This window comes from Achromobacter sp. (assembly GCF_032113835.1).
Lineage (GTDB): Bacteria > Pseudomonadota > Gammaproteobacteria > Burkholderiales > Burkholderiaceae_B > Achromobacter.
The window spans coordinates 1-25,379 of record NZ_DAMCTG010000012.1 but is presented as its reverse complement, the minus strand read 5'-3'; the positions used below and the strand labels follow the sequence as shown (position 1 = coordinate 25,379).

General features: G+C 65.8%; 26 protein-coding genes and 2 tRNA genes. 13 read left to right on the top strand and 15 right to left on the bottom strand.

Features of this window, described 5'->3' with window-relative positions; translation table 11 throughout:
* Window positions 1-7: 7 nt before the first annotated feature.
* Window positions 8-83 (bottom strand) — tRNA-Asn (locus RT697_RS07080).
* 213 nt (window positions 84-296) lie between these two features.
* Here RT697_RS07080 and RT697_RS07075 point away from each other — a divergent pair.
* From RT697_RS07075 to RT697_RS07060, 4 genes are all read left to right on the top strand, one after another.
* Window positions 297-372: transfer RNA gene (locus RT697_RS07075), tRNA-Thr, on the top strand.
* Window positions 373-523: 151 nt separating this feature from the next.
* Complete coding sequence (locus tag RT697_RS07070) at window positions 524-1,183, top strand: response regulator (RefSeq protein ID WP_175124695.1); 660 nt, start codon at window positions 524-526, stop codon at window positions 1,181-1,183.
* Window positions 1,180-2,508, top strand: a complete 1,329-nt coding sequence (locus tag RT697_RS07065; protein WP_313697728.1) for an ATP-binding protein — start codon at window positions 1,180-1,182, stop codon at window positions 2,506-2,508. Before RT697_RS07070 ends, RT697_RS07065 begins: the two co-directional genes overlap by 4 nt.
* Window positions 2,509-2,590: 82 nt before the next feature.
* Window positions 2,591-4,036: a DegQ family serine endoprotease gene (locus tag RT697_RS07060; RefSeq protein ID WP_313697726.1), complete on the top strand. Its 1,446-nt coding sequence runs from the start codon at window positions 2,591-2,593 to the stop codon at window positions 4,034-4,036.
* 25 nt (window positions 4,037-4,061) lie between these two features.
* On the opposite strand, the gene maiA is transcribed toward RT697_RS07060, so the two are convergent.
* From maiA to RT697_RS07045, 3 genes are read right to left on the bottom strand one after another with little or no spacing between them, the layout of a single operon-like run.
* A complete protein-coding gene (gene maiA / locus RT697_RS07055; RefSeq protein WP_313697724.1) occupies window positions 4,062-4,706 on the bottom strand; it encodes a maleylacetoacetate isomerase in 645 nt (214 codons plus the stop codon).
* 49 nt (window positions 4,707-4,755) lie between these two features.
* Complete coding sequence (ispH, locus tag RT697_RS07050) at window positions 4,756-5,733, bottom strand: 4-hydroxy-3-methylbut-2-enyl diphosphate reductase (protein ID WP_313697722.1); 978 nt, start codon at window positions 5,731-5,733, stop codon at window positions 4,756-4,758.
* Window positions 5,733-6,209 carry an FKBP-type peptidyl-prolyl cis-trans isomerase gene (locus tag RT697_RS07045; protein WP_313697720.1) on the bottom strand — a complete coding sequence of 159 codons (477 nt, stop codon included), beginning with the start codon at window positions 6,207-6,209 and terminating at the stop codon, window positions 5,733-5,735. The genes ispH and RT697_RS07045 overlap by 1 nt, the downstream gene beginning before the upstream one ends.
* Window positions 6,210-6,259: 50 nt before the next feature.
* Here RT697_RS07045 and radC point away from each other — a divergent pair, with 50 nt between their 5' ends.
* The 6 genes from radC to RT697_RS07015 all read left to right on the top strand — a co-directional run bounded on the left by radC (window position 6,260) and on the right by RT697_RS07015 (window position 12,389).
* On the top strand, window positions 6,260-6,937 hold the full coding sequence (gene radC / locus RT697_RS07040) for a RadC family protein (protein ID WP_313697719.1): 678 nt from the start codon (window positions 6,260-6,262) through the stop codon (window positions 6,935-6,937).
* Window positions 6,938-7,029: 92 nt separating this feature from the next.
* Window positions 7,030-7,656, top strand: coding sequence for an arylformamidase (kynB, locus tag RT697_RS07035; protein WP_313697797.1), 627 nt, complete (start codon window positions 7,030-7,032; stop codon window positions 7,654-7,656).
* Between the two features lie 144 nt (window positions 7,657-7,800).
* Entirely contained in the window at window positions 7,801-8,649 is an 849-nt protein-coding gene (gene kynA, locus RT697_RS07030; RefSeq protein ID WP_056567541.1) for a tryptophan 2,3-dioxygenase, read from the top strand.
* A gap of 221 nt (window positions 8,650-8,870) precedes the next feature.
* Window positions 8,871-9,137, top strand: a complete 267-nt coding sequence (locus RT697_RS07025) for a type B 50S ribosomal protein L31 (RefSeq protein WP_008164119.1) — start codon at window positions 8,871-8,873, stop codon at window positions 9,135-9,137.
* A gap of 124 nt (window positions 9,138-9,261) precedes the next feature.
* Entirely contained in the window at window positions 9,262-10,992 is a 1,731-nt protein-coding gene (locus RT697_RS07020) for a glycosyltransferase (protein WP_313697717.1), read from the top strand.
* Window positions 10,989-12,389: an MATE family efflux transporter gene (locus RT697_RS07015; protein WP_313697716.1), complete on the top strand. Its 1,401-nt coding sequence runs from the start codon at window positions 10,989-10,991 to the stop codon at window positions 12,387-12,389. Before RT697_RS07020 ends, RT697_RS07015 begins: the two co-directional genes overlap by 4 nt.
* Before the next feature lie 60 nt (window positions 12,390-12,449).
* Here RT697_RS07015 and paaK read toward each other — a convergent pair whose 3' ends face one another.
* The 9 genes from paaK to paaA form a co-directional block, all read right to left on the bottom strand.
* Entirely contained in the window at window positions 12,450-13,763 is a 1,314-nt protein-coding gene (gene paaK, locus RT697_RS07010; protein ID WP_313697714.1) for a phenylacetate--CoA ligase PaaK, read from the bottom strand.
* 38 nt (window positions 13,764-13,801) lie between these two features.
* Complete coding sequence (gene paaI / locus RT697_RS07005) at window positions 13,802-14,272, bottom strand: hydroxyphenylacetyl-CoA thioesterase PaaI (protein WP_056569414.1); 471 nt, start codon at window positions 14,270-14,272, stop codon at window positions 13,802-13,804.
* Window positions 14,272-15,060 (bottom strand): 2-(1,2-epoxy-1,2-dihydrophenyl)acetyl-CoA isomerase PaaG, encoded by a 789-nt coding sequence (paaG, locus tag RT697_RS07000; protein ID WP_313697712.1) that lies wholly within the window; start codon window positions 15,058-15,060, stop codon window positions 14,272-14,274. Before paaG ends, paaI begins: the two co-directional genes overlap by 1 nt.
* Window positions 15,061-15,075: 15 nt before the next feature.
* Window positions 15,076-16,740, bottom strand: coding sequence for a phenylacetic acid degradation protein PaaN (gene paaN / locus RT697_RS06995; RefSeq protein WP_313697710.1), 1,665 nt, complete (start codon window positions 16,738-16,740; stop codon window positions 15,076-15,078).
* A gap of 47 nt (window positions 16,741-16,787) precedes the next feature.
* Window positions 16,788-17,876: a 1,2-phenylacetyl-CoA epoxidase subunit PaaE gene (gene paaE / locus RT697_RS06990; RefSeq protein WP_313697708.1), complete on the bottom strand. Its 1,089-nt coding sequence runs from the start codon at window positions 17,874-17,876 to the stop codon at window positions 16,788-16,790.
* 14 nt (window positions 17,877-17,890) lie between these two features.
* Window positions 17,891-18,397, bottom strand: coding sequence for a 1,2-phenylacetyl-CoA epoxidase subunit PaaD (gene paaD / locus RT697_RS06985; protein WP_313697707.1), 507 nt, complete (start codon window positions 18,395-18,397; stop codon window positions 17,891-17,893).
* Window positions 18,394-19,158, bottom strand: a complete 765-nt coding sequence (gene paaC, locus RT697_RS06980) for a 1,2-phenylacetyl-CoA epoxidase subunit PaaC (protein ID WP_313697706.1) — start codon at window positions 19,156-19,158, stop codon at window positions 18,394-18,396. The genes paaD and paaC overlap by 4 nt, the downstream gene beginning before the upstream one ends.
* A 17-nt stretch (window positions 19,159-19,175) precedes the next feature.
* On the bottom strand, window positions 19,176-19,460 hold the full coding sequence (gene paaB, locus RT697_RS06975) for a 1,2-phenylacetyl-CoA epoxidase subunit PaaB (RefSeq protein WP_006388300.1): 285 nt from the start codon (window positions 19,458-19,460) through the stop codon (window positions 19,176-19,178).
* Between the two features lie 188 nt (window positions 19,461-19,648).
* Window positions 19,649-20,638 carry a 1,2-phenylacetyl-CoA epoxidase subunit PaaA gene (paaA, locus tag RT697_RS06970; protein WP_191576623.1) on the bottom strand — a complete coding sequence of 330 codons (990 nt, stop codon included), beginning with the start codon at window positions 20,636-20,638 and terminating at the stop codon, window positions 19,649-19,651.
* Window positions 20,639-20,810: 172 nt separating this feature from the next.
* Here paaA and paaX point away from each other — a divergent pair, with 172 nt between their 5' ends.
* On the top strand, window positions 20,811-21,740 hold the full coding sequence (paaX, locus tag RT697_RS06965) for a phenylacetic acid degradation operon negative regulatory protein PaaX (protein ID WP_313697704.1): 930 nt from the start codon (window positions 20,811-20,813) through the stop codon (window positions 21,738-21,740).
* Window positions 21,741-21,758: 18 nt separating this feature from the next.
* Here the strand turns inward: paaX and RT697_RS06960 are convergent, their stop codons facing one another.
* Together RT697_RS06960 and orn are read right to left on the bottom strand one after the other, a co-directional pair.
* Window positions 21,759-22,400 (bottom strand): NAD(P)H-hydrate epimerase, encoded by a 642-nt coding sequence (locus RT697_RS06960; RefSeq protein WP_313697702.1) that lies wholly within the window; start codon window positions 22,398-22,400, stop codon window positions 21,759-21,761.
* Window positions 22,401-22,461: 61 nt separating this feature from the next.
* Window positions 22,462-23,007, bottom strand: a complete 546-nt coding sequence (gene orn, locus RT697_RS06955) for an oligoribonuclease (protein ID WP_313697700.1) — start codon at window positions 23,005-23,007, stop codon at window positions 22,462-22,464.
* Between the two features lie 61 nt (window positions 23,008-23,068).
* Between orn and RT697_RS06950 the strand changes: the two genes are divergently transcribed.
* Together RT697_RS06950 and rsgA are read left to right on the top strand one after the other, a co-directional pair.
* On the top strand, window positions 23,069-24,319 hold the full coding sequence (locus tag RT697_RS06950) for a M48 family metallopeptidase (RefSeq protein ID WP_313697699.1): 1,251 nt from the start codon (window positions 23,069-23,071) through the stop codon (window positions 24,317-24,319).
* The gene (rsgA, locus tag RT697_RS06945) at window positions 24,316-25,218 is read left to right on the top strand and encodes a ribosome small subunit-dependent GTPase A (protein WP_313697697.1); all 903 of its coding nucleotides are present in this window, start codon (window positions 24,316-24,318) and stop codon (window positions 25,216-25,218) included. Before RT697_RS06950 ends, rsgA begins: the two co-directional genes overlap by 4 nt.
* Window positions 25,219-25,379 lie beyond the last annotated feature (161 nt).

The window sequence follows — 25,379 nt, the reverse complement described above, 5'->3', positions numbered from 1 at the left end:
ATTCTTTTGGCTCCCCGAGCTGGGCTCGAACCAGCGACCTGCGGATTAACAGTCCGTCGCTCTACCGACTGAGCTATCGGGGATCTGCCAAGACCGAAATTATGAACTAAAAAAGCAGCGCATGCAAATCCCCTTTTTTTCTGAATTTTTTTTGCGTGTTGCTGCCCATCGCGAAAAAACTCTGATATAGTTTCGGTCTTTCCAGATCGGGCCCTAAAAAGGCAGCGAACTGGAAGAAAAAAAGATGTTTTGCTTGCGCTTTCCGGCTTGGTCCAGAAACAACAGCAAATGGTCTTGCCGGCATAGCTCAGTTGGTAGAGCAGCGCATTCGTAATGCGAAGGTCGTAGGTTCGACTCCTATTGCCGGCACCAGATTTCCAAAAAAGCAGCCCTCTCGGGCTGCTTTTTTCATTTCCGCCCCTCTTTCATCCTGCCCCCCCCTCACGTCGCCACCCACCCGGCCGGGAACTCGCGCGGACCACCGCGCATCCAACCCCCTTGGACCATCCCAGCGGAATAAACCATGCGCATTCTTCTCGTTGAAGACGACATGATGATCGGCGAAAGCGTATTGGACTGCCTGCGCGCGGAACACTACGCCGTCGATTGGGTTCGGGACGGCAGTGCGGCGGACTCTGCGCTGCGCACCGATCCCTACGACCTCGTACTGCTCGACCTGGGCCTGCCCAAGCGGGACGGCCTGACCCTGCTGCGCGACATGCGCACGCGCAAGGACCGCACGCCGGTGCTCATCGCCACCGCACGCGACGCGGTCAGCGACCGGATCGCGGGACTGGACGCCGGCGCGGACGACTACATCGTCAAACCCTATGACGTGGACGAACTGCTTGCACGCATGCGGGCTCTGATCCGCCGTAGCGCGGGCCGGGCCGAGCCCATCTTCGAGCACGACGGCGTCACCATCGACCCGCAGTCGCACGCCGCCATGGTCGACGGCGCGCCGGTGGCGTTGACCGCCCGAGAATGGGCGGTGCTGGAACCGCTCATAGCGCGGCCCGGCATGATTTTTTCGCGCGCCCAGCTCGAGGAAAAGCTCTACAGCTGGAAGGACAGCATCAGCAGCAATGCCGTTGAGGTTTATATTCATGGCCTGCGCAAGAAACTGGGTCCCAACCTGATCCAGAACGTCAGAGGCGTCGGCTATGTCATCCCCAAAACATGAGCATTCCGCTTAGCTATTCGCTGAGAGCCCGGCTGCTTTTCTTTCTGCTGGCCGCCATCGCGGTCGGCGCACTGGTGCAAGGCGCAATCGCCTACCGCAGCACCCTGGCGCAGGCCGACGACATCTTTGACTCGCTGTTGCAGCGCACCGCCCTGTCGCTTGGCACCGGCGACGGACTGCTGAGCACCGGCCCCACACATGCGCGCGGCGCCGGATCGCCGGTCGCCGATGACCTCATCATCCAGATCTGGACACCGGACGGCCTGCGCGTCTTCAATTCGCGCTCGCGCCTGCGCCTGCCCAGCCAGATCGTATTGGGATTTTCAGACGCGAAGCTGGAAGGCGAAACCTATCGCGTGTATTCGCTGGCCACGCCCTTCCAGGTGATTCAGGTGGCGCAGGACATGCGCGTGCGCAAGAACATGGCCAGCACCCTCGCGCTGCGCACCGTCGCGCCGATCGCCGCCGCCGCACCGCTGCTGATGCTGATCATCTGGTGCGTCGTCAGCTGGTCGCTGCGCCCGGTCAAGCGCGCGCGGGCACAGGTGGCCGCGCGCCAGCCCGAAGACCTGTCTCCGGTCAGCGTGCGCGGCTTGCCCGATGAAATCCGTCCGCTGGTGCAGGAACTGAACCTGCTACTCGAACGCATGCGCGGCGCATTCGCGCAGCAGAAGCAATTCGTGGGCGACGCGGCGCATGAACTGCGCTCGCCGCTCGCGGCGTTGCGGCTGCAGATGCAGGCACTCCAGCGCGCGACCGACCCCGACGCCCGCCACCTCGCCGAACAGCGCCTGGCCGCCGGCATCGACCGCGCGACGCGGCTGGTCGAACAGTTGCTGTCGATGGCGCGCCAGGAAGGCGCGCAGGAACAGACGCCACCAGGGCCAGTGGACCTGGCGGACGTGCTGCGCCAGGCCCTGTCCGAGACGCTGCCCCAGGCGAACGCCAAATCCATCGACATCACGCTGGACGGCGGCGCGCAGGCGCAGGTGCAGGGCAATCGCGATGCGCTGGTGCTTCTGGTGCGCAATCTGCTGGACAACGCGATCAAGCACTCGCCAGCCGGTGGCCGCATCGGGATGCGCCTGGACCATGCCCCGGGACGGTGGTCGCTGCTGATCGACGACGAGGGGCCTGGCATCCCTGTCCATGAGCGCGAACGCGTGTTCGACCGATTCTATCGCGCCGAAGGCAACACGACGCATGGCAGCGGATTGGGATTGGCCATCGCGCGCACCATTGCCGATCGCCACGGCGCCACCATCACCCTTGAAGACGCGCCGGCCGGCCAAGGTCTGCGCGCGCGCGTGGATTTTCCTGATTGACGTGAATTTTCCCGCTTAAGTTTCACCTAAGTGTGCGGCCCGAAGATAGCGCCATGTTCCCAACATGATCGCAGGAGCCGACATGAAGACCACGCAAATGAAACCCTCGCGCCTCGTCCTGGCGCTGCTGGCAGCCGGCGCCATTGGCGGCGCAGGCGCAACCGCCTTGACCGGCAGCGTTTCGATGGCTGCCGAAGCCCCCGCCGCCACCGCTGCGTCCCAGCCGATCAGCGCGTCCGTGCCGCCCAACTTCGCGCAGATCACGCGCGAGTCCGGCCCGGCCGTCGTCAACATCAGCGTCAGCGGCACGCGCAAGGTGTCGGCCGCCGAAAGCGACGACCCGTTCGCGCAGTTCTTTGGCCAGGTGCCCGGTGCACGAGGCCGCGCGCCGGCCCGTGAAGTCCCGATGCGCGGTGAAGGCTCGGGCTTCATCGTCAGTTCCGACGGCATCATCCTGACCAATGCACACGTGGTCCAGGACGCCAAGGAAGTGACCGTGAAGATGACCGACCGCCGCGAATACAAGGCCAAGGTTCTGGGCGCCGACCCGCAGACCGACGTCGCCGTCATCAAGATCGAGGCTAAGAACCTGCCGGTCATCAAGGTGGGCGACGTGAACAAGCTGCAGGTCGGCGAATGGGTGCTGGCCATCGGCTCGCCCTACGGCCTGGAAAACACCGCCACCGCCGGCATCGTCAGCGCCAAGGGCCGTTCGCTGCCCGACGACACCTCGGTGCCGTTCATCCAGACCGACGTGGCCGTGAACCCCGGCAACTCGGGCGGTCCGCTGTTCAACGACCGCGGCGAAGTCGTGGGCATCAACTCGCAGATCTACAGCCGCACCGGCGGCTTCCAGGGCCTGTCGTTCTCGATCCCCATTGATCTGGCCTACAAGATCAAGGACCAGATCCTCGAGCACGGCAAGGTGCAGCATGCGCGTCTGGGCGTGACGGTGCAGGAAGTGAACCAGGATCTGGCCGACTCGTTCAAGCTGGATTCGCCGTCGGGCGCACTGGTGTCGAGCGTCGAAAAGGGCAGCGCCGCTGAAAAGGCCGGCCTGCAGCCGGGCGACGTGGTTCGCAAGATCGACGGCAAGACCATCGTGTCTTCCGGCGACCTGGCTTCGACGATCACCATGGCCGCCCCCGGCGAGAAGATCAAGCTGGACGTGTGGCGCAATGGCGGGCAGAAGGAAATGGTCGCGACGCTGGGCGGCGTACCCAAGGACAAGACCCAGGCGTCGGCCGACGGCCAGGAAGTGCAGCGCGGCCAGCTTGGCCTGGCGCTGCGCCCCCTGAACCCGCAGGAGCAGCAGGAGTCGGGTACGGAAGGCCTGCTCATCGAGCGTTCCGCAGGCCCCGCCGCCAAGGCTGGGATTCAGCCCGGCGACGTGCTGCTGTCGCTCAATGGGGTGCCGGTGCACAACATCGGCCAGGTGAAGGCCGAGTTGTCAAAGGCGGGCAAGACCGTGGCCTTGCTGGTGCAGCGCGGCGAAGACAAGATCTTCGTGCCGGTGCAGATCGGCTGATCAGCCGGGTCTGATCAGCCGGGCATCACTCCGCGTCGGGCTGCTTGCCCGGCGCGGCCGCTTCAAATGCCGGCAGAGCCCGGCACGCCGCGTCGATGCGCAGCACATTGGGCATGGCCGACAGGTCACACTCGAAGCGCTGCGCATTGGCCACTTGCGGCACCAGGCACAGGTCCGCGATGGTGGGCGTGTCGCCGTGGCAGAACTGACCCGTGGCGCTGGAGCCTGCCAGTTGGGCTTCCAGGGCCTCAAGGCCTTGATGCACCCAGTGCTTGTACCAGGCGGTCTTGGCGGCTTCATCGACGCCCAGCGTGTGCTTCAGATACTTCAGCACGCGCAGGTTGTTCAGCGGATGCGTATCGCAGGCAATGCCCAGCGCCAGATCGCGCACGCGGGCGCGGCCGATGGCGTCGGCCGGCAGCAGCGGCGTTTCGGGATGCGTTTCTTCCAGGTATTCGATGATGGCCAGCGATTGGCCGATGACCGCATCGCCGTCGACCAGCGCAGGAACCAGCGCGGTCGGGTTCACCTTTCGGTAGTCGGCCGAGAGCTGCTGGCCGCCATCCTTCAGAAGATGCACCGGCACGTATTCGTACGGCAGGCCTTTCAGGTTCAGGGCAATGCGCACGCGGTACGCGGCCGAGCTGCGGAAGTAGCTGTAAAGCTGCATGAAGTCTCCTCGGTATTCTTGTGGCGCCGCCCGCGTGGGCGGCGCTTGTTCATTCCAGCGATTCGGTCTGCGCCGCCTTTCGCGACAAGCCCTTGGGCAGCGGGAACGCGACGTTTTCTTCCAGCCCCGGCATCTTGCGCACCGAGACGGCGCCCAGTTCCTTGACCCGCGCGATCACCTGTTGCACCAGCACTTCCGGCGCCGAAGCGCCCGCGGTCACGCCGATGCGCTTGCGGCCCACGAGCCACGCGGGATCGATGGAGTCCGCGCCGTCGATGAGATACGACGCGACGCCCTTGCGCTCGGCCACTTCGCGCAGGCGATTGGAGTTCGAACTGTTGGGGCTGCCCACTACCAGCACCAGATCGCATTCCGGCGCCAGGATCTTGACCGCGTCCTGCCGGTTCTGCGTGGCATAACAGATGTCGCTTTTCTTGGGTTCGGCAATGTTGGGAAAGCGCGCCTTCAGCGCCTGCGACACCGCGGCCGCGTCATCGACGGACAGCGTGGTCTGCGTGACATAGGCCAGGTTTTCCGGATCGGTGACCTCAAGACTGGCCACGTCTTCGACGGTTTCGACGAGGTACATGCCGCCCTGCGCCTGCCCCAAAGTGCCTTCGACCTCGGGATGCCCCTTGTGGCCGATCATGATGATCTCGCGGCCGGCGGCACGCATGCGCGCGACTTCAATGTGGACCTTGGTGACCAGCGGGCAGGTGGCGTCAAAGACCTGCAGCCCGCGCGATTCCGCTTCGGCACGCACGGCCTTGGAGACACCATGCGCCGAGAACACCACGATGGCGCCCGCGGGCGCATCGTCGAGCTCGTCGATGAAGATGGCGCCCTTGGCGCGCAGGTCTTCCACGACGTAGCGGTTGTGGACGATCTCGTGGCGCACATAGATGGGTGCGCCGTGCAGTTCGATGGCCCGCTCGACGATATCGATGGCGCGATCCACGCCTGCGCAGAAGCCGCGCGGCTGCGCCAGCAGGACTTCGGCGTCGGAGGCGGTGACAGCCTGGCTCATCAAAGCACTCCCAGCAGCGCCACATCCACTTTCAGGCTGATGCCTGCCAGCGGGTGGTTGAAGTCGAACAGCGCGGAATTGTCGTTGATTTCCTTGAGGACGCCCGAATAGCGGCCGCCGTTGGGCGCGGTGAATTCGACCAGGTCGCCGGGTTCGAACGTGGCGTCCTCGCCGGCGTGCTGGGCCAGCATGGCACGCGTCACGCGCTGGATCAGTTCGGGATTGCGGTCGCCATAGGCGTCGGCAGGCTCGATGGTGACGCTGAACTTGTCACCCTCGGCGCGGCCGACCAGCGCGGCCTCAAGGCCGGGCGCCCACTGCCCGCCGCCCATCTGCAGCGTGCCGGGACGGCCGTCGAAGGTGTCGGTGAACACGGAACCCGCACCCGGGCCCGAGGCCAGCGTGATGCGGTAATGCAGCGTCAGGTAGGAATCCGGACGGACCAAAACGTTCACTTCATTAGAGGCGATGCTCACGATCTGCCACCGTATGGGTATTTGAGTAAACCCTGATTTTAGAGCCTCTTATGAAATTGTCCGCCTGGCTGCCAAAACAAGACCGTCCCCGAGAGCGCCTGCTACGCCACGGGGCCGCATCGATCCAGGACGCCGAGCTGCTTGCCGTCGCCCTGCGCACCGGGATTCCAGGGGTGAATGTGGTGGACCTGTGCCGCCAGCTGCTGGAACGGTTCGGCGGGCTGCGCGGGTTGCTGAGCACCTCGCCCCAGGACCTGATGTCCATTGCCGGATTGGGGTCATCCAAGGCCTGCACCCTGGCGGCGCTGCTGGAACTGGCCCGCCGCGCGTTGGAAGAAGACCTGATCCGGGACACCACCATGAACCACCCGACCCGGGTGAAACAATATTGCAAGGCGGCGCTCGGCCATCTGCAGGTCGAACACTGCATCGCCCTGTACCTGGACGCCCAACTGCGCCTGATCACCACGGGCGAGCTGGCGCGCGGCACGCTCTCGCAGGCGGCGGTCTACCCCCGGGAGGTCGTGCGAGAGGCCTTGCGCCACCATGCGGCGGCGCTCATCGTGGCGCACAACCACCCGTCCGGCGTCGCCTCGCCCAGCGCAGCCGACCACATCTTCACCCGGCACCTGAAGGAAGCCCTGGCGCTGGTGGACATCAGGCTGGTGGATCACCTGATCGTCGCGGCTGGGTCGGCGGTATCGCTGGCCGAACTGGGCTGCCTCTGACCACAACAAGCCCCGGAATTCCGTTAGACTACCGCCCGATATTGTTTTAGGCTTAACCTAATTCCGGCCCTCGCGACCCTTCCTTGCCTGCCATGAAACGCCTGTGGGACATTTCCCCGCCCGTCTCCACGGCATCGCCTGTCTTTCCAGGCGATACGCCGTATCGCCAGCAATGGAAATGGACGCTCACGCCCGGCTGTCCGGTCAATGTCAGCGAAATCACGATGTCGCCGCACATCGGCGCGCATGCCGACGCCCCGCTTCACTACCAGAACGGCGCCGCAGCCATCGGCGCGGTTTCGCTTGAACCCTTCCTGGGTCCCTGCCGCGTCATCCACGCGATCGACTGCGGCGACCTCATCACGATCGACCACCTTGCCCATGCGGCGCTCAATTTGCCGCCCCGCGTGCTGGTTCGCACCGCCAAGCATGCCGCGCAGGACTGGTGGACGGACGACTTCTCCGCCTACGCGCCCCAGACCATCGAATGGCTGGCCGAACGCGGCGTCATGCTGATCGGTCTGGATACCGCCAGCATCGACCCCGCCTCCAGCAAGACCCTGGACAGCCACCATACGATCTTGCGGCACGACATGCGGGTACTGGAGAACCTGGTGCTCGACGACGTGCCCGAAGGCGATTACGAGTTGATCGCCTTGCCGTTGGCGCTGATCCAGGCCGATGCCAGCCCCGTCCGCGCGGTCCTGCGCGAACTGTAGGCTGATTTGCCGGCCCGGGAGCGGCTGCCCGACAGCAGCCGCCCCGCTTGGAGAATCGACCATGCAATCCCTATTTGCGCCCCATTGGCGCGCCCTGCCCGCATCCGCCCGCCGCGCCGCCCCGCCCTGCCACGGAGGCCGCGCATGAGCCAGAACGAACGCCCCGAAGACATCGTCCACCAGGAAAAGGCGCAGCTCGATTTCGCGCGCGACATGACCTACGGCGATTACCTGCATCTTGATGAACTGCTTGGCGCCCAGCACCCGATGTCGCCCGAGCACAACGAGATGCTGTTCATCATCCAGCACCAGACCAGCGAACTGTGGATGAAGCTGATGCTGCACGAACTGCGGGCCGCGATCGCCAGCGTCGCCGAGGACCGCCTGCAGCCGGCCTTCAAGATGCTGGCGCGCGTCAGCAAGATCATGGAGCAGCTCGTCCACGCCTGGGACGTGCTGGCCACCATGACGCCGCCTGAATACTCCGCGTTGCGTCCCTACCTGGCGCGCTCGAGCGGATTCCAGAGCTACCAGTACCGCCAGGTCGAATTCCTGCTGGGCAACAAGAACGCCGCCATGCTCAAGCCGCATTCGCACCGCGCCGACCTGCTGGCCCAGGTGCAGAGCGCCTACGAGGCCCCGTCGCTGTATGACGAGGCGCTGCGGCTGCTGGCGCGCAACGGCCTGGATATTCCGGCCGACCACCTGGAACGCGACTGGACGCAGCCGTATCAGGCGTCGGCGGCGGTCGAAGCCGCCTGGCTGACGGTCTATCGCGACACGGACCGTTATTGGGCGCTTTACCAGCTTGGTGAAAAGCTGACTGATCTGGAAGACGCCTTCCGGTTGTGGCGCTTCCGCCACGTTACGACAGTCGAACGCGTCATCGGTTTCAAGCGGGGCACGGGCGGCACGTCGGGGGTGGATTACCTGCGGCGCATGCTGGAAGTGGTGCTGTTTCCGGAAATCTGGAAGCTGCGCACGGATCTCTGACATTCGCGACGCCGGCAAACCCGGGCTGCGAGACAGCCCGGGCGCCCATTTGCGGCTGGCCGCGGGCAGGATCGCGTGCTAGAATGCGGGGTTACTTTTTGGATACGTGGCTCGCGCCTGTCGCGCCAATTGGGTGGCGACACCCCCGGCAGCGGAACCAGGCAGCTGTAGCTGGCGACCCTAACTCTTGAAAAAGACTCGACCGAGTCTAGGAAAGCACCATGAAAGAAGGCATTCACCCCGAATACCGCGAAGTCGTCTTCGCCGACCTGCAAACGGGCAACAAGTTCATCACTCGTTCGACCGTCCAAACGCGCGAAACCGTTGAACTCGACGGCAAGACGTACCCGCTTTTCAAGTGCGACGTGACCTCCGAATCGCACCCGTTCTACACTGGCGCCCAGACCCGCATCGTCGAAACCGGCCGCGTGGAAAAGTTCCGCGCCCGCTTCGCCCGCACGGCTGGCACGGTCAAGTCCGCTTCCTGATCCTGTTGCTCCTGCGGGAGTCACAGCAAAAAGGCAGCCTTCGGGCTGCTTTTTTTTCCCCCCTCGGCGCCGGAAGGCCGGTCAGGGGGTGGCGCATCCCGATCACTCGGTTACATTAACGCCCGTGTCCCCACTTTCCATTTCCACGCCGGCCCGGCTCACGTCGGTAGCCACCGCAAAACTGCCCCGCCTCATCCTGCTGGGCCTGTCCCTGGCCTACATCGTGGCCGGGTTGTTCATGCGCGACCCGTGGAAAACCGACGACGCCGTCGGACTGGCGACGATGATCACCGCGATCCGCGAAGGCGGCCTGACCTGGCTGCTGCCGCAGGTGGGGCATCTGGCCCACGCCGAGGAAGGTCCGCTGATCACGTGGGTGGGCGCCATCAGCATCTGGCTGTTCGGGCCGTTCGTCGGGGACATCACCGCCGGCCGCCTGCCCAATCTGCTGTGGTTCGGCATCACGGCCTCGAGCGTCTGGTACGGCACGTATCTGCTCGGCCGCCGGACCGAAGCCCAGCCGCTGGCGCTGCCCTTTGGCGGCGAACCCGAACCGCGCGACTACGGCCGCATGCTGGCCGACGCCGCCCTTCTCTTGCTGCTTGCCACCGTCGGCATCCTGCAGCGCACTCACGAAACCACCGTCATCCCCGCCATCATGGCCTGCCAGGCGCTCGCGTTCTATTCGCTGGCGCGCACGGTGGATCGGCCCGTCACCGGCTCGACCACGCTGGGCATTGCGCTGGCCGCCAGCTTCCTGACGCGCGGCTGGGTTGGCGCCCTGCCCATCATGGTCGGCGTGGCGCTGGCCTTCTATCCCCGTAGCCAGCTCTGGAAGTGCAAGCGCTGGATGCTGTGGGCCGCGGTGCTGGCCGCCGGCCTGATCCTTGCCTGGTGGATTCCCGCCAGCCAGGGCAGCGAATACTGGATCCGCAACTGGAAGACCTGGAACCTGTCGTCCTTCGGCATCCCCGGCCTGCACGAGGCCGCCCGCACGTTGCGCGACCTGCCGTGGTACTTGTGGCCGACCTGGCCGCTGGCGCTGCTGGCCATCTGGCGGTGGCGCGCGTGGATCTACGCGCCCCACATCTGGGTGCCGCTGATGCTGCTGGTGTGCTCGGCAGTGATGGTGTTCTTTGTGAACGAAGCCAGCGATTCCGAATTCGTGCTGCTGGCCGTGCCGTGCGCGGTGCTGGGCGCGTTCTCGCTGCCGACGCTGCGCCGCGGTGTGGTGAACACGCTGGACTGGTTTGCCGTCATGTGTTTCTCGCTGACGGTAGCCACGGCCTGGCTCGGCTGGGTGGCGCTGCACTTCCATTGGCCGGCGCAGATTTCCCGCAACATCGCCCGCCAGACCACGGGCTATGAACCCGTCATCTCGTGGGTGGCGTTTGCCCTGGCCGTGATTTTCACGCTGGGCTGGATCGTCCTGGTCGTCTGGCGGCTACGCGTGCGCCCGCAAGCGCTGTGGCGCGGCACCGTGCTGTCGGCCGGCGGCCTGACCGTGACCTGGATCCTGCTCGTGCTGCTGTGGCAGCCCGCGGTGGACTACGCGCGCAGCTATCGCACGGTGTCGGGCCAACTGGCCCAGGCCATCGCGCAGCACAAGCGCCCGGGCGAGTGCATCCGGGGTCTCAGCCTGGGCAGCGGACAGCGCGCCTCGTTCCTCATCTTCAACAACCTGTCGTTCCCGTTCGACACGCGCTGCACGCTGGTCCTGCAACAGACCACCAACCAAAGCCTGCGCGACGGCACGGCCGCGTACAGCGAAGGCGCCGAAGTCCTCTGGCAAGGCGGCCGCCGCGCCGACCGTTCCGAAGTCTTCCGACTGCTGCGCATCGGCGTCAAACCATGACCGCCGCGATCGGGGCGCCGATGACCTTCGGCGCCACCCTGCGCGGGATCGCCAGGCAGGCGTGGCCCGTCCTCATCAGCCAGTGGGCAAGCATTTCGTTCGGCGTGCTGGACACCGCCATGACGGGGCACTCCAGCCCCGACGACCTGGCGGCGATGGCCCTTTCCGCTTCCATCTACATCACGGTCTTCGTCGGCCTGATGGGCGTCGTGCACGCCCTGATCCCGATCCTGGCGCAGCAGTTCGGCGCCGGCAACAACGCAGAAGTGGGAAAGAGCTGGGGCCAGGGCGTGTGGCTGGCGCTTGGCCTGTCCGTCGTGGGCGCCGCGCTGATGCTGTTTCCGGACATGTGGCTCTTCATGTCGGGGGACGTTGCGCCCGGCGTGCGCGACCGCATCGCCTCTTACCTGCAGGCGCTGGTGCTGGCCCTGCCCGCCGCGCTGGTGTTCCGCACGATCTACGCGCTGGGCACCGCGGTGTCGCGGCCCAAGCTCGTCATGGCCATCAACCTGTCCATCATCGGCTTCAAGGCGCTGTTCAACTGGCTCTTCATCTACGGCAAGCTGGGCCTGCCGGCGATGGGTGCGGCCGGCGCGGGTCTGGCGACGGCCGTGGTGTCGTGGATGAGCCTGGGCCTGGGCCTGTGGGTGATCACGCATGATCGCTACTACCGCCGATTCCAGCTTCGCATCGGCAAGCCGGACTGGAAGGCGCTCAAGGAACTGCTGCGCCTGGGCATCCCGATGGGCGGTTCGTACCTGGTCGAGGTGTCGGCATTCACGTTCATGGCGTTGCTGGTGGCGCGCGAGGGCACCTTCGTGACCGGCGGGCATCAGATCATGTCGAACCTGGCCGCGCTCTGCTACATGATGCCGATGGCGCTGGGCGTGGCGACCGCCGCGTTGACGGCGCAGGCCATCGGCGCGGGCAACTATGCGCACGCCCACCGCACCGGCATGGCCGGTCTGGCGCTGGGTCTGATCGGCGCGCTGCTGACGGCCGCGGTGCTGCTGATCGGCCGCCCGCTGATCCTGGCCGCCTATACGGACGACGACGCCGTGGCCGCGGTGGCGACCACGCTGCTCGCCGTCCTGCCGCTGTTCCACCTGTTCGATTCGATGCAGTGCATCAACTCGTACCTGCTGCGCGCGTACAAGATCGCCGTCGTGCCGCTGATCCTGCAGACGGTGGCGCTGGCGGGCGTGGGCCTGGTGGGCGGCTGGTGGTTTGGGTTCGGTCCGGGACAGGGCGGCATCGACGGCCTGCGCGAATTGTTGGTGCCGGGCTCGCCGCAGGGCGCTGGCAGCATGTGGCTGATGGCGATGTTCGGGCTGGCGCTGTCGGCGGCCTTGCTGCACTTCTGGTATCGGCGGATATTGCGGACAGTGGGACGATGAAGGTGGCGGGATGAAGAAAGGCAGCCGGTTGGCTGCCTTTTTTGCGTGTAGACGCGCCTCCTACTTGGGACGCTTGTCGATCACCCGGCGTGCCTTGCCGGTCAGCGTGCGTTCGACATGCCCAGCATCCGACACCTGGATCCGCGCGCTCACGCCGATATGGGTCTTCACCGCATGCTGCAGCTGCTTGCCGAGGTTGGCGCGCTCGGCATCGGACAGGCTCGAGAATTCGGCGCGCACTTCGGTCAGGATTTCCAGCTCGTCCATATTGCCCGAACGGGACAGCACCAGCTGATAATGCGGCGCCAGCTGCGCGATCTTCAGGACCAGTTCTTCCACCTGCGTGGGGAACATGTTCACGCCGCGCACGATCAGCATGTCGTCGCTGCGGCCGGTGATCTTGCCGATGCGGCGCATGCTGCGCGCGGTGGGCGGCAACAGGCGGGTCAGGTCGCGCGTGCGATAGCGCACGATGGGCATCGCTTCCTTGGTCAGCGACGTGAACACCAGTTCGCCCGGCTCGCCGTCGGCCACCGGTTCACCCGTGTCCGGGTTGATGATCTCGGCGTAGAAATGATCTTCCCAGACCACCGGACCGTCCTTGGTCTCGACGCATTCGCTCGCCACGCCCGGACCCATCACTTCAGACAGCCCGTAGATGTCGACGGCGTCGATGCCCGCTTCGGCCTCGATGTCGGCACGCATCTGGCCCGTCCACGGCTCGGCGCCGAAGATGCCGATGCGCAGCGAGCTTTGACGCGGGTCGATGCCCTGGCGGCGCTGCTCTTCCAGGATGTTGCAGAAATAGGAGGGCGTGACCATGATGATGTCCGGACGGAAATCGTTGATCAGCTGCACCTGCTTTTCGGTTTGCCCGCCGGACATCGGAATGACCGTGCAACCCAGGCGCTCGGCGCCGTAGTGCGCGCCCAGGCCGCCCGTGAACAGCCCGTAGCCGTAGGCCACGTGCACGGTGTCGCCGGGCTTGCCGCCCGCGGCGCGGATGGAGCGCGCGACCAGGTTGGCCCAGTTGTCCAGGTCGCCCTGGGTGTAGCCGACCACGGTCGGCTTGCCGGTCGTGCCGCTGGACGCATGAATGCGCGAGATGCGCTCGCGCGGCACCGCGAACATGCCGAACGGATAGTTCTCGCGCAGTTCCTTCTTGGTCGTGAACGGAAACTTCGAAATATCCGACAACTGCTTCAGGTCGTCCGGGTGCACGCCGGCTTCGTCGAACGCCTTCTTGTAGTGCGGGACGTTTTCGTACGCATGCTTGAGGGTCCACTTCAAGCGATCGAGCTGCAGGGCCCGCAGCTCGTCCTGGCTGGCATGCTCGATAGGATCCAGTCCCGGCTTGCTCATGGTGTTGGGCATGATGATGTCTCTCTCTTCTCTTTAATACGGCATTGCAGTCAGGCGTCCGTCGGCGTCCCGACGATCTGGCCCTTGATGCGGTAGGAACGCCCCCTGAACAAGGCCACGTTGCGTCCATCCTGATTGGTGACGGTGACGTCATAGACGCCGGTGCGGCCGGCCAGCGAACGCTCCTGGGCGACGGCGGTCAGCAGGTCGCCTTCGAATCCCGGCGCCAGATAATCGATCGTGCAACCCGACGCCACCGTGCTGACATTGCGGGAATTGCACGAGAACGCGAACGCGCTGTCGGCCAGAGCGAAGATGAAACCGCCGTGGCAGGTCTTGTGGCCGTTCAGCATGTCGGGCCGAACGCGCATGGTCAGCCGCGCATAGCCCGGCGCCATTTCCTCGATCTTCATGTCCAGGCCCTGCGTGGCCGCGTCGCCGGCATACATCACCGAACCCACGGCCTGCGCCAGCGCCTGCGGGTCGGTCGGCACTTCAACGGGGGGAACGTGCACGCTCATCATTGCCCCTTGAACTGCGGTTCACGCTTGCCCAGGAACGCGGCCACGCCTTCGGCGTAATCCGCGCTCTGGCCCAGCTCGCGCATCATGTCGCGCTCCAGGTCGAGCTGCGCGGACAGGTCATTGCCCAGGCTGGCCTGCAGGGCGCGCTTGGTGAACGCCAGGCCCTTGGTGGGCGCGGCCGCGAAATGCGTGGCCAGGCGATCCAGCGTGGCGTCGAATTCCTCGTCGGCCACGCATTGCCAGATCAGGCCCCACTCCTCCGCCTGCTTGGCGCTCAGCTTGTCGCCCAGCAGCGCCAGGCCCATGGCCCGCGCGCGGCCCACCAGACGGGGCAGCACGAACGTGCCGCCCGTGTCGGGGATGAGTCCCAGGCGGCAGAACGACTGGATGAAATTGGCCGAGGCCTTGGCGATAACGATGTCGCCCGCGAAGGCCAGATTGGCGCCCGCCCCCGCCGCCACGCCGTTCACGCCCACCACGACCGGCATGGGCAAGGCGTTGAGCCGGCGCACCAGCGGCCCGTAGAACTTGTCGACGGTCTCGCCCAGGTCGGGCGGCGTGCCGTCGGGTGCGGGCTTGCGCTCGCTCAGGTCCTGGCCGGCGCAGAAGCCGCGGCCCGCGCCCGTCAGCACCAGCACGCGCGCGCCTTCGGTTTCGACGCGAGTCAGCGCGTCGGCCACTTCGGCATGCATGTTGGCCGTGAAGCTGTTCAGCTTGTCCGGGCGGTTCAGCGTCAGGCGCGCAATGCCGCCGGACAGGTCGAATTGAATATCCTGATAGCTCATCTGCGATCGCCCGGCTTAGATGTGACGGCGGGTTTGCACCACGCGGAAGCGGTTCGACACGAAAGCCGTGTCCGACAGCGCCGCATTGGCCGCCGGATTGGCGCCGGTGCCGTGGAAGTCGCTGAAGGCGGCGGTCTGGTTGACGAACACCGCGCCCGTCAGGTTCAGCGAGAGCGACACGCCCGACACTTCGGCGGCGTCCTGCACCTGCTCGGCCACGCGGTCATCCGTCGTGTAGGCCGACAGCGACAGCGCGCCATGCTCGATGACGCTGTCGCGCGCGAGCTGGATGCTGTGGGCGGTGGAATCCGTGGCGACGACAAACGCGATGGGGCCAAACCACTCCTGGCTGAGCGCCGCATTGCCGGCCTCGGTGCGCAGCAGCAGCGGCGTGCGCACGCGGGCGTTTTCGAACTGGGGATGCGCCAGCGTCTTGCTGTCCGCCACCACGGGCAGACCCAGCGCGCGGGCCTTCTCGATGCGCTCGACGATGCCTTCGTTCTGGATGGCGCCCGTCAGCTCGACGGCCTTGGCGGCATCGGCGCCGACCTTTTCCAGCGCCACGCCCAGCGCGGCGGCCACGTCGTCGAAGCTGACGCGGCCTTCCGGCGTGTTGATGCCGTCGCGCGGCACGTAGATGTTCTGCGGCGCGGTGCACATCTGGCCGGAATACAGGGCCAGCGAGAACGCCAGGTTGCGGGCCACGCCCTTCAGGTCGTTCGTCGAATCGATGATGACCTGATTCACGCCGGCCTTCTCGGTGTAGACCTGAGCCTGGCGCGCATTGTTTTCGAGCCAGTCGCCGTTGGCGGTGCTGCCCGTGAAGTCGACGATCTTGACGGCCGGGTCCAGCGCCAGCTTTTGCGCGGTGTCGTCGCCGGCCTCATGGGCGGCCAGTTGCACCACGTCGGGATCGAAGCCGGCTTCCTGCAGCACTTCGCGCGCCACCTTCACGGTGATGGCCAGCGGCAGGATCGCGCCCGGGTGGGGTTTGACGATGACGGTGTTGCCCGTCGCCAGGCTGGCGAAGAGGCCGGGGTAGCCGTTCCACGTCGGGAAGGTCGAGCAGCCGATCACCAGCGCGACGCCGCGCGGCACAACCGTGAACTGCTTTTCCATGCGGATGGGATCGTTCTTGCCCTGCGGCTTTTCCCAGACGGCGATGCCCGGGATGCGCGACATTTCCTGCCAGGCGTAGGTGACGGCTTCAAAGCCGCGGTCCTGCGCGTGCGGGCCGCCGGCCTGGAAGGCCATCATGAAGCCCTGGCCCGTGGTGTGCTGGACCGCGTAGGCGATCTGGAAGCTGAGCTTGTTCAGGCGCGACAGGATTTCCAGCGACACGCCCACCCAGGCGTGGGGACCGGCGCGGCGCCAGTCTTCCAGCGCGCGCTTGGAGGCGGCGATCAGCTTGTCCGCCGGCACGCGCGGATACGTGATGCCCAGGTCGAAACCGTAGGGCGACTTCTCGCCGCCCACAACGCCGTCGGCATCGTGCAGGTTCAGCGGAAAGGGCTTGCCCTGGAGCGCTTCGAAGGCGGCGCGGCCTTCGTCGTTGGCGGTCTCGCCATAGTTGCGCGGGCTGGGCGACTCGGCAAACGGGCTCCAGTAGCCGCGCAGCGCGGCGGCTGCCAGGGATTGTTCCAGCAGGGGCTGGTGACGTTCAAAGAATTTCTGGGACACGCTCGTCTCTCCAATAAGTTTTGAATGCTTGCCTGGCGTGCGCCGGGTCAGGTTTCCTGGTCGAAGTCGATGACCAGCCGGTCGCTGACCGGAAAGCTCTGGCAGCTCAGGATGAACCCGCGCGCGACTTCATAATCTTCAAGGGCGAAGTTGGCGTCCATGTCCACCTCGCCTTCTATCACCTTGCAACGGCAGGTGGAACACACCCCACCCTTGCACGAATACGGCAGTTCGATGCCCTGCGCCAGCGCCGAATCCAGCACGCTGTCCTTGTTCTTGTCGATGACGAACATGCGGCTGTGTCCGTCCTGCACCACGGTGACTTCGCACTGTCCCTTGCCGGGCGCCTGCGGGGCGTCCTGGCCGGTGCGCAGCGCGCGCGGACCCTTGGGCGCGCCGAAGAGTTCGAACTTGATGTTCGACTTGGGGATGCCGCGCGCCTGCAACCGCTCGACCACGCTCTCGGTCATGGTCTGCGGACCGCACACAAAAGCGTAATCGATATCCTCGGGGCTCATCCAGGCCGACATGAGCTGGTCGACCTTGTCCCCATCCAGGCGGCCGTTGAAGAGCTCGATGTCCTGCGTTTCGCGGCTCATCACATAGACCAGCGAGAAGCGGTCCATGTACAGGTTCTTCAGGTCCTCGATTTCCTCGCGGAACAGCACGGCGGACGAGGCGCGGTTGCCGAAGAACAGCGTGAACTTGCTGCGCGGCTCGGTCGACAGCGCCGTCTTGACCAGCGAAAACACGGGCGTGATGCCGCTGCCCACGGCAAACGCCACATAGTGGCGCTGGTTCTCGGGCGAAAAGTCCACCGTGAAGTTGCCCGCCGGCGCCATGACCTCCAGGGTCTGGCCAGGCTGCAGTTCGTGATTGGCCCAGCTCGAGAACACGCCTTCGTCGACCTTCTTGATCGCCACGCGCAGGAGCTTGTCGCGCGGCGCCGAACAGATCGAGTACGAGCGGCGCAGTTCTTCGCCATTGAGCTGGGTGCGCAGCGTCAGGTACTGGCCGGGCAGGAAGGCGAACTCGTTCGTCAGCGCGTCGGGCAGGTCGAAGGTCACGACCACGGCATCGCGCGTATTGCGCGCAACCGAGGCCACCTTCAAAGCATGGAATTGGTTCTGGCTCATCTCGAAACCACTCTTTAGTGAGTCTTGAAATAATCGAAGGGCTCGCGGCACGAGACGCAGCGATACAGCGCCTTGCACGACGTCGACCCGAAATTGCTGACCATCCGCGTATCGCGCGACCCGCAGCGCGGGCAAGCGATGGCCGGGGCGGCCGTGCGGCGGCTGATGCCCGAGATGTCGATGGCGCGTTCGGCGGGCGCGGCGATGCCGTAGCCCTTGAGCGCCTCGCGCCCCTTTTCGCTCATCCAGTCGGTCGTCCAAGCGGGCGCAAGGCGCGTCTCCACCCGGACCTCGGACACGCCGTGGCGTTCGAGCGTCTGACAGATGTCCTGCGTGATTTCGCGCATGGCCGGACAGCCCGAATAGGTGGGCGTGATGACGACGACACAGGCGTCGCCGTCCCACGACACCTCACGCACCACGCCCAGGTCCACCACGGACAGCACGGGGATCTCGGGGTCCGGGACCTCCTGCAGCCAGGCGTAGACCTGGTCGGCGGAAATGGGCGCGAGCGCGTTCACCACGTGGCTCCCGGGTAGGCGCGGTGCAGATGCTGCATCTCGGCCAGCACGTAGCCCAGCGCCTCGGTGTGCTTGCCCTGGCGGCCGCCGCGATGCGCGGCGTGGTTGGCGGCGGCTTCATCGGGAACGGTCAGCGTGGCTTCTTCCAGCACTTCCCGCACGTGCGCAAGCCACGGCTGGCGCAGCGCAGACAGGGCACAGCCGATGCCGCGCGCCGCGACGTCCTGGTCGATGGCGTCATCGGTGAAGAGCTCGCCCGTGAAACGCCAGGCGTCGTCGATGGCGGCCTGCATCTTGGCGTGGCTTTCCGCCGTGCCGTCGCCCAGGCGCACCACCATGTCCGAGGAACGGCGCACGTGGTAGGTCACTTCCTTGAGCGACTTGGCCGCGATGGCCGCGACGCGCTCGTCGGTGGACGCCTCCAGGCGCTGCAGCAGGAAGTAATGCCAGACGTCGAACAGGAACTGCCGCGCCATGGTGTCGGCGTAGTTGCCGTTGTCGCGCTCGACCAGCAGCGCGTTGCGGTATTCGTGCGTGTCGCGCAGGTAGGCCAGCGCGTCCTCGTCGCGGCCCGCGCCCTCGACCTCGCCGGCCAGCGTCAGCCACATGCGGGCCTGGCCCAGCAGGTCGAGCGCGGTGTTAGTCAGCGCCAGGTCTTCTTCAAGGATGGGACCGTGGCCCGTCCAGGCGCCCAGCCGCTGCGACAGGATGAGCGACGTGTCGCCCAGGCGCAGCAGGTATTCAAACAGTGCTTTGTCCATGTCTCCCCCACCCGCCCTTACATGTGCTTGATTTCTTCGGGCATCGGGAAGAAGGTCGGATGCCGGTAGACCTTGCTGTTGGCCGGCTCGAACAGCGGATCCTTGTCGCCCGGGCTGCTGGCCGAAATATCGGACGCGCGCACCACCCAGATGCTCAGACCCTCGTTGCGGCGCGTGTACACGTCGCGGGCGTGATTGATCGCCATTTCCGCATCCGGCGCGTGCAGGCTGCCCACGTGCTTGTGCGCCAGGCCGTGCTGGCTGCGGATGAAGACTTCCCACAGAGGCCAGTCTTTGCTCATGATGGATTTCCTCTAGTGCCGGGGCGCATCGCGCCGACGGTCTGCAATAAATGAAAAGAAGGTGTCCAGAAAGTCACGCATCCCGAAGCGCCAGCGAGGGCCAGCGGGGCCGCGCGGATCCGGGCTCCGCCGGTCCGCTGCGGCGCCCCCCTGGGGGGGGAAGCGCGCAGCGCTCCGGGGGGGGGACCTCAAGCGGCTTTACGGGCCGACTGCTTGTCGGCGTAGGCGACTAGCGCGTCGCGCACCCAGGCCCCGTCCTCGTGCGCCTTCACGCGCGCGGCCAGGCGTTCGCGATTGCACGGGCCGTTGCCCTTGAGCACGGCGTAGAACTCCGACCAGTCGATCTCACCGAAGTCGTAGTGACCGCGTTCGGCGTTCCACTTCAGATCGGGATCCGGCACGGTCAGGCCCAGGTACTCGGCCTGCGGCACGGTCTGGTCCACCATCTTCTGGCGCAGCTCGTCGTTGGAAAAGAGCTTGATCTTCCAGGCCATCGACTGGGCGCTGTTGGGCGAATCCGCATCCGACGGACCGAACATCATCAGCGCGGGCCACCACCAGCGGTTGAGCGAGTCCTGGACCATCGCCTTCTGTTCGGGCGTACCGTGCAGGCACATCTGCATGAGCAGGTCGTAACCCTGGCGTTGGTGGAAGGACTCTTCCTTACAGACGCGCACCATGGCGCGTGCATACGGGCCATAGGAACAGCGGCACAGCGGGATCTGGTTGATGATCGCCGAGCCGTCGACCAGCCAGCCGATCATGCCGATGTCGGCCCAGCTCAGCGTGGGGTAATTGAAGATGCTGGAGTATTTGGCGCGGCCGGCGTGCAGGTCGTCGATCAGGTCGTCGCGCGACACGCCCAGGGTTTCGGCGGCGCTGTACAGGTAGAGCCCGTGGCCCGCTTCGTCCTGCACCTTGGCCAGAAGGATGGCCTTGCGCTTGAGGGACGGCGCGCGGGTGATCCAGTTGCCTTCCGGCAGCATGCCCACGATTTCCGAGTGCGCGTGCTGTGAAATCTGCCGCACGAGCGTCTTGCGGTAGGCCTCGGGCATCCAGTCCTTGGCCTCGATGCGGACGCCGTCGTCGATGCGCCGCTGGAACGTCTGTTCCAGGCCTTCAAGCTGGTCCGCGGTCTTGACCTGCTTGACGCCGGTTTCGACGAGTTGAGCGTACATAGTTGTCTCCTTGAGACGGTTTGCGAAAACGCAAAGCAAACGCTGCGCAGTGCCGTCATGTCATGAGACGATTATTTAATACAAAAAAATCATTGTCAAACTCAAATCTGTATCACATTGGATTTATGTATCATATCCAGCATCCCGATATCGGCCGCCCGCGGCCCTCCTCATGGCCAACCCTCAGTCGTCTTTTGAACGCGCTCTGTCCCGCTTATTAAAAAGCGATCCGCCCCGCGCGAAATCGCTTTGTGTCAGCGTGCTGGGCGATGCGCTCGCCCCGCACGGCGGCGCCATCTGGTTGGGCAGCCTGATCGAGCTGCTCGCGCCCCTCGGCATCAACGAACGCCTGCTGCGCACCAGCGTCTTTCGCCTGGTGGCGCAGAACTGGCTGCAGTCCGAACGCCACGGCCGGCGCAGCCTCTACCTGATTTCCGAACAGGGCATGCGGCACACGTCGCACGCGTCGCAGCGCATTTACGTGGGCGGCGCCAAGGAATGGAACGGGGAATGGACGCTGGTCGCGCTGCCGCGCACGGGCAACGGACTGGCTGAACGCGGCGAGCTGCGCCGCGAATTGACGTGGGAAGGGTTCGGCATGATCGCGCCGGGTCTGTTCGCGCATCCGCACACCGAGGCGCGCGCCGCGCACGACATTCTCGAAAAACTGGGCATTCCGGACCGGGCCCTGGTGCTGTCGGCCCGCGATCTGGCGGGCGCCGGCGGGCTGCCGATCGCCAGCCTGGCCACGCAATGCTGGAACCTGGACGACGTGGCCGAGCAATATCGGCAGTTCTCGCGCAACTTCGGTCCGCTGGAAAAGCTGCTGGAGGAGGCGCCTTCGCCCGCCGAGGCGTTCACCGTCCGGGTCATGGTGCTGCACAACTGGCGCCGGATCGTGCTGCACGACCCGCAACTGCCCGCCCCCATGCTGCCCGACAACTGGCCCGGCCACGCCGCCCGGGAATTGTGCGGACGGCTTTACTGGAAAGTGTTCGATCCCTCCGAAACGCACCTGAATGCGCTGGCCGGCCAGGACAACGACCGCTACCGCCCCCTGTCGCCCGAGGTCGAATCGCGCTTTGGCGGCCGGCCTGCCTGACAACCGTCACGGGCGCGTTCAACTGACCACATCGTCAGCGCCAGGCATGGCAACGCCCAGCGTATCGGCGTGACATTCCCCCGCCGCGTCGTGGCCGGCGCCCGGAACCGCCAATCCGCGGCTGCGGGCGATGAACGACAGCGTCCAGCGCGCCCGGATCGGGCGGCCCAGCGCCCGGCCGGTGTCGGCGTCGATGCCGCTTGGCACATCCAGCGCCAGCACCGGCGCCTGCAACGCGTTGATGGCGTCGATCAGGGATTGCCACGCACTATCCAGGGGACGGTTCAGGCCGATGCCGAACAGCCCGTCGATGACCAGATCGAACGGCTGTCCGTTTGGAAGGACGGTGTGCGTCCGCGTGTCGCCACCCGCGGCCTGCCAGCCGGCCCACGCGCGGGCGGCATCATTGGGCAGCTTGCCGGGACCCGCGGGCAGCACCACCTGGACATCGAATCCCTTCGCCAGCAACAGCGCGGCCGCTTCCAATGCGTCCCCGCCGTTGTTGCCAGGCCCGGCAAGCGCCAGGATCCTCCCGTGGGCGGGAGCCCGCTCGGCCACGAAGTTGGCCGCCGCCGCGCCGGCCAGCGGCATCAGCGCACGCCCGGTGGCCAGGGCGCGCTGCTCGGCTTGGCGGATCTGCGCGACGGAATAGGAAGGCATGGAAGCAAGGTGCGGCAGCGCGGCCGGGTATCCGATGGAACCCGGCAGTCCGCCGCCCGTCTCAGACCTTCAGGAAATGCTCGCGGTAATACTTGAGCTCGTCGATGGACTCGTAGATATCGGCCAACGCTTCGTGGCGGCTCTTTTTCTCGAATCCCTTGTAGACGGCGGGCGCCCAGCGGCGCGCCAGCTCCTTGAGCGTGCTCACGTCGAGGTTGCGGTAGTGGAAGAACTGTTCCAGGCGCGGCATGTACGCAAACATGAACCGGCGGTCCTGGCTGATGGTGTTGCCGCACATCGGCGATTTGCCCGCCGGCACGTGCTGCGCAAGAAACGCCAACAGCGTATCCTCTGCCTCTGCCTCGGACACCGTGGACGCCTTGACCTTGTCGATCAGCCCGCTCTTGCCGTGAGTCGACTTGTTCCAGTTGTCCATCGCGTCGAGCAGGCTGTCGGACTGGTGCACCACGATCACCGGTCCTTCGGCCACGACCGTCAGGTCAGGCTCGGTCACCACGACGGCGACTTCGATGATGCGTTCTTTTTCGGGGTCCAGCCCCGTCATTTCCATGTCGAGCCAGATCAGGCGGTTTTCGTTCGCAGCCATATAATTTGCCTTTAAAACGCGCGATTTTCGCACATCCCTTCTTGAGCAAAACGCTTTGCCCATGTTCACACTGCTGTTCGTTGCCTTCCTGCTGACCGATATTGCCGTGCGCATGTGGCTGGCGTCGCGCCAGATCCGCCACGTCGCCCGCAATCGCGACCAGGTGCCTGCGGAATTCTCCCATCGCATCGGGCTGGCCAGCCATCAGCGGGCGGCGGATTACACCGTGGCGCGGGTTCGGCTGGGCATGCTCGAGCGCACCTATGACGCTCTGGTGCTGGTCGCCCTGACGCTGGTGGGCGGCCTGCAGTTCATCGATCTGATGGTCAGCCAGCTTACCAGCAACGACTTCGTGCGGCAGATGCTGCTGCTGGTGGTGGTTGCGCTGGTGCTGGGTTTGCTCGGTCTGCCCTTCACGCTGTGGCGGCAGTTCAAGCTGGAGGCGCGATTTGGCTTCAACCGCATGACGCCGGGCCTGTTCGTGGCCGACGCCGCCAAGGGGCTGCTGGTGGCGGCGGTGCTGGGCCTGCCGCTGGCCGCCGCGGTGCTGTGGCTGATGGGCAGCGCAGGCGCCTACTGGTGGGTGTGGGCCTGGGCGCTATGGACCGTGTTCAACCTGGCCCTGTTGATCATCTATCCGATGTTCATCGCCCCGCTCTTCAACAAGTTCACGCCGCTGTCCGATCCCGAACTGGCCGGCCGCATCCAGCGTCTGGCGCAGCGCTGCGGCTTTGCCTTGAATGGCCTGTTCGTCATGGACGGCTCGCGCCGTTCGGCCCACGGCAACGCCTATTTCACGGGCTTCGGAAAATCCCGCCGCATCGTGTTCTTCGACACCCTGCTGGCGCGCCTGAACGCCGACGAGATCGAAGCCGTGCTGGCGCACGAGCTGGGGCATTTCGCCAAGCGCCACATCATCAAGCGCGTGATCTTCAGCTTTGCCGCCGCGCTGGTGTTCTTTGCGATCCTGGGCTGGATCGCCCAGCAGCCGTGGTTCTATGTGGGCCTGGGCGTGATGCCGCAGTTGGGCGGCCGCAACGACGCGATGGCGCTGCTGCTCTTCTTCCTGGTCATTCCTGTATTCACCTTCATGCTGACGCCGCTGGCCAGTTGGTATTCGCGCCGCGACGAATTCGAAGCGGACCGCTATGCCGCCGAGCAAAGCTCGCCGGACCGCCTGGTCTCGGCGCTGGTCAAGCTGTACGACGACAACGCTGCAACCCTGACACCCGACCCTGTGCATTCCGCCTTTTACGACAGTCACCCTCCTGCCGCCGTGCGTATCCGCCACCTGATGGCGGCCGCCGCATGAGCGCGCCGATGGAAGGCCGCATCATCGCCGCGCATGGCCGCCACTACACCGTGGAACTGGCCGATGGCGCCCTGCGCAAATGCTTCCCGCGCGGCAAGAAGACCGGCGCCGCGGTGGGCGACCGGGTCAAGATCACGCCGCAGGGCAAGGACGAAGGCGCCATTGACGCCATCCTGCCGCGCAGCAACCTGCTCTATCGGTCCGACGAAATGCGGTCCAAGCAGTTTGCATCCAACGTCGACCAGCTGCTGATCGTCGTGGCCGTCCGGCCCACGTTTTCGGACGACCTTACCGGCCGCGCATTGGCTGGCGCCTGGAGCGCCGGCATCGCGCCGCTCATCGTCCTGAACAAGACCGACCTGACCGACGAGCTGCCGGCCGCCCGCGCGCGGCTGGCGCCCATCGCGGCGTTGGGCGTGGACATCATCGAGCTGAGCGCGCTCGAGCCCGAAAAAGTCCACACGTTGCTCGCGCCGCGCCTGGCCGGCCGCACGAACCTGCTGCTGGGACAGAGCGGCATGGGCAAGTCCACGCTGCTCAACGCGCTGGTGCCGGGCGCCGCCGCGGCGACGCGCGAGCACTCCACCGCGCTGGACATGGGCAAGCACACCACGACCAGCACGCGCCTCTACCACCTGCCTGAGCCGGGCGGCGACCTGATCGATTCGCCAGGGTTTCAAGCCTTCGGACTGCACCACCTGACGCGAGACGACATCATTCGCGGATTTCCGGAGTTCACGCAGCCCATCGAGGAATGCCGCTTCTACAACTGCACGCACCGACACGAGCCTGGGTGTGGGGTGGTGGCGGCGCTGCGGGACGGCAAGATCGATCCGGCGCGCTACGCGTTGTACGAGCGCATCCTTGAGGAAAACCTGGCAGGGCAGCAGCGTTACTGACGCGTGACGCCGTCCCATTGAAAACGGCCCCGATCGGGGCCGTTGGCTTTTGCAGGGCCGTCTGTTCCAACGCGGATCAGCGCGGCGCAAATCCGTGGCGCAGCAGGTGATAGAGATTGCGCAGCATGCCCGCGGTGGCGCCCCAGATGAAGTGCTTGCCG

Bases quoted from the DNA above. Each gene is read 5' to 3' on its own strand.
- RT697_RS07070 (WP_175124695.1), top strand. From the start codon at position 524: ATGCGCATTCTTCTCGTTGAAGACGACATGATGATCGGCGAAAGCGTA.
- RT697_RS07065 (WP_313697728.1), top strand. From the start codon at position 1,180: ATGAGCATTCCGCTTAGCTATTCGCTGAGAGCCCGGCTGCTTTTCTTT.
- RT697_RS07060 (WP_313697726.1), top strand. From the start codon at position 2,591: ATGAAGACCACGCAAATGAAACCCTCGCGCCTCGTCCTGGCGCTGCTG.
- maiA (WP_313697724.1), bottom strand. From the start codon at position 4,706: ATGCAGCTTTACAGCTACTTCCGCAGCTCGGCCGCGTACCGCGTGCGC.
- ispH (WP_313697722.1), bottom strand. From the start codon at position 5,733: ATGAGCCAGGCTGTCACCGCCTCCGACGCCGAAGTCCTGCTGGCGCAG.
- radC (WP_313697719.1), top strand. From the start codon at position 6,260: ATGAAATTGTCCGCCTGGCTGCCAAAACAAGACCGTCCCCGAGAGCGC.
- kynB (WP_313697797.1), top strand. From the start codon at position 7,030: ATGAAACGCCTGTGGGACATTTCCCCGCCCGTCTCCACGGCATCGCCT.
- kynA (WP_056567541.1), top strand. From the start codon at position 7,801: ATGAGCCAGAACGAACGCCCCGAAGACATCGTCCACCAGGAAAAGGCG.
- RT697_RS07025 (WP_008164119.1), top strand. From the start codon at position 8,871: ATGAAAGAAGGCATTCACCCCGAATACCGCGAAGTCGTCTTCGCCGAC.
- RT697_RS07015 (WP_313697716.1), top strand. From the start codon at position 10,989: ATGACCGCCGCGATCGGGGCGCCGATGACCTTCGGCGCCACCCTGCGC.
- paaK (WP_313697714.1), bottom strand. From the start codon at position 13,763: ATGCCCAACACCATGAGCAAGCCGGGACTGGATCCTATCGAGCATGCC.
- paaI (WP_056569414.1), bottom strand. From the start codon at position 14,272: ATGAGCGTGCACGTTCCCCCCGTTGAAGTGCCGACCGACCCGCAGGCG.
- paaG (WP_313697712.1), bottom strand. From the start codon at position 15,060: ATGAGCTATCAGGATATTCAATTCGACCTGTCCGGCGGCATTGCGCGC.
- paaE (WP_313697708.1), bottom strand. From the start codon at position 17,876: ATGAGCCAGAACCAATTCCATGCTTTGAAGGTGGCCTCGGTTGCGCGC.
- paaC (WP_313697706.1), bottom strand. From the start codon at position 19,158: ATGGACAAAGCACTGTTTGAATACCTGCTGCGCCTGGGCGACACGTCG.
- paaB (WP_006388300.1), bottom strand. From the start codon at position 19,460: ATGAGCAAAGACTGGCCTCTGTGGGAAGTCTTCATCCGCAGCCAGCAC.
- paaA (WP_191576623.1), bottom strand. From the start codon at position 20,638: ATGTACGCTCAACTCGTCGAAACCGGCGTCAAGCAGGTCAAGACCGCG.
- paaX (WP_313697704.1), top strand. From the start codon at position 20,811: ATGGCCAACCCTCAGTCGTCTTTTGAACGCGCTCTGTCCCGCTTATTA.
- RT697_RS06960 (WP_313697702.1), bottom strand. From the start codon at position 22,400: ATGCCTTCCTATTCCGTCGCGCAGATCCGCCAAGCCGAGCAGCGCGCC.
- orn (WP_313697700.1), bottom strand. From the start codon at position 23,007: ATGGCTGCGAACGAAAACCGCCTGATCTGGCTCGACATGGAAATGACG.
- RT697_RS06950 (WP_313697699.1), top strand. From the start codon at position 23,069: ATGTTCACACTGCTGTTCGTTGCCTTCCTGCTGACCGATATTGCCGTG.
- rsgA (WP_313697697.1), top strand. From the start codon at position 24,316: ATGAGCGCGCCGATGGAAGGCCGCATCATCGCCGCGCATGGCCGCCAC.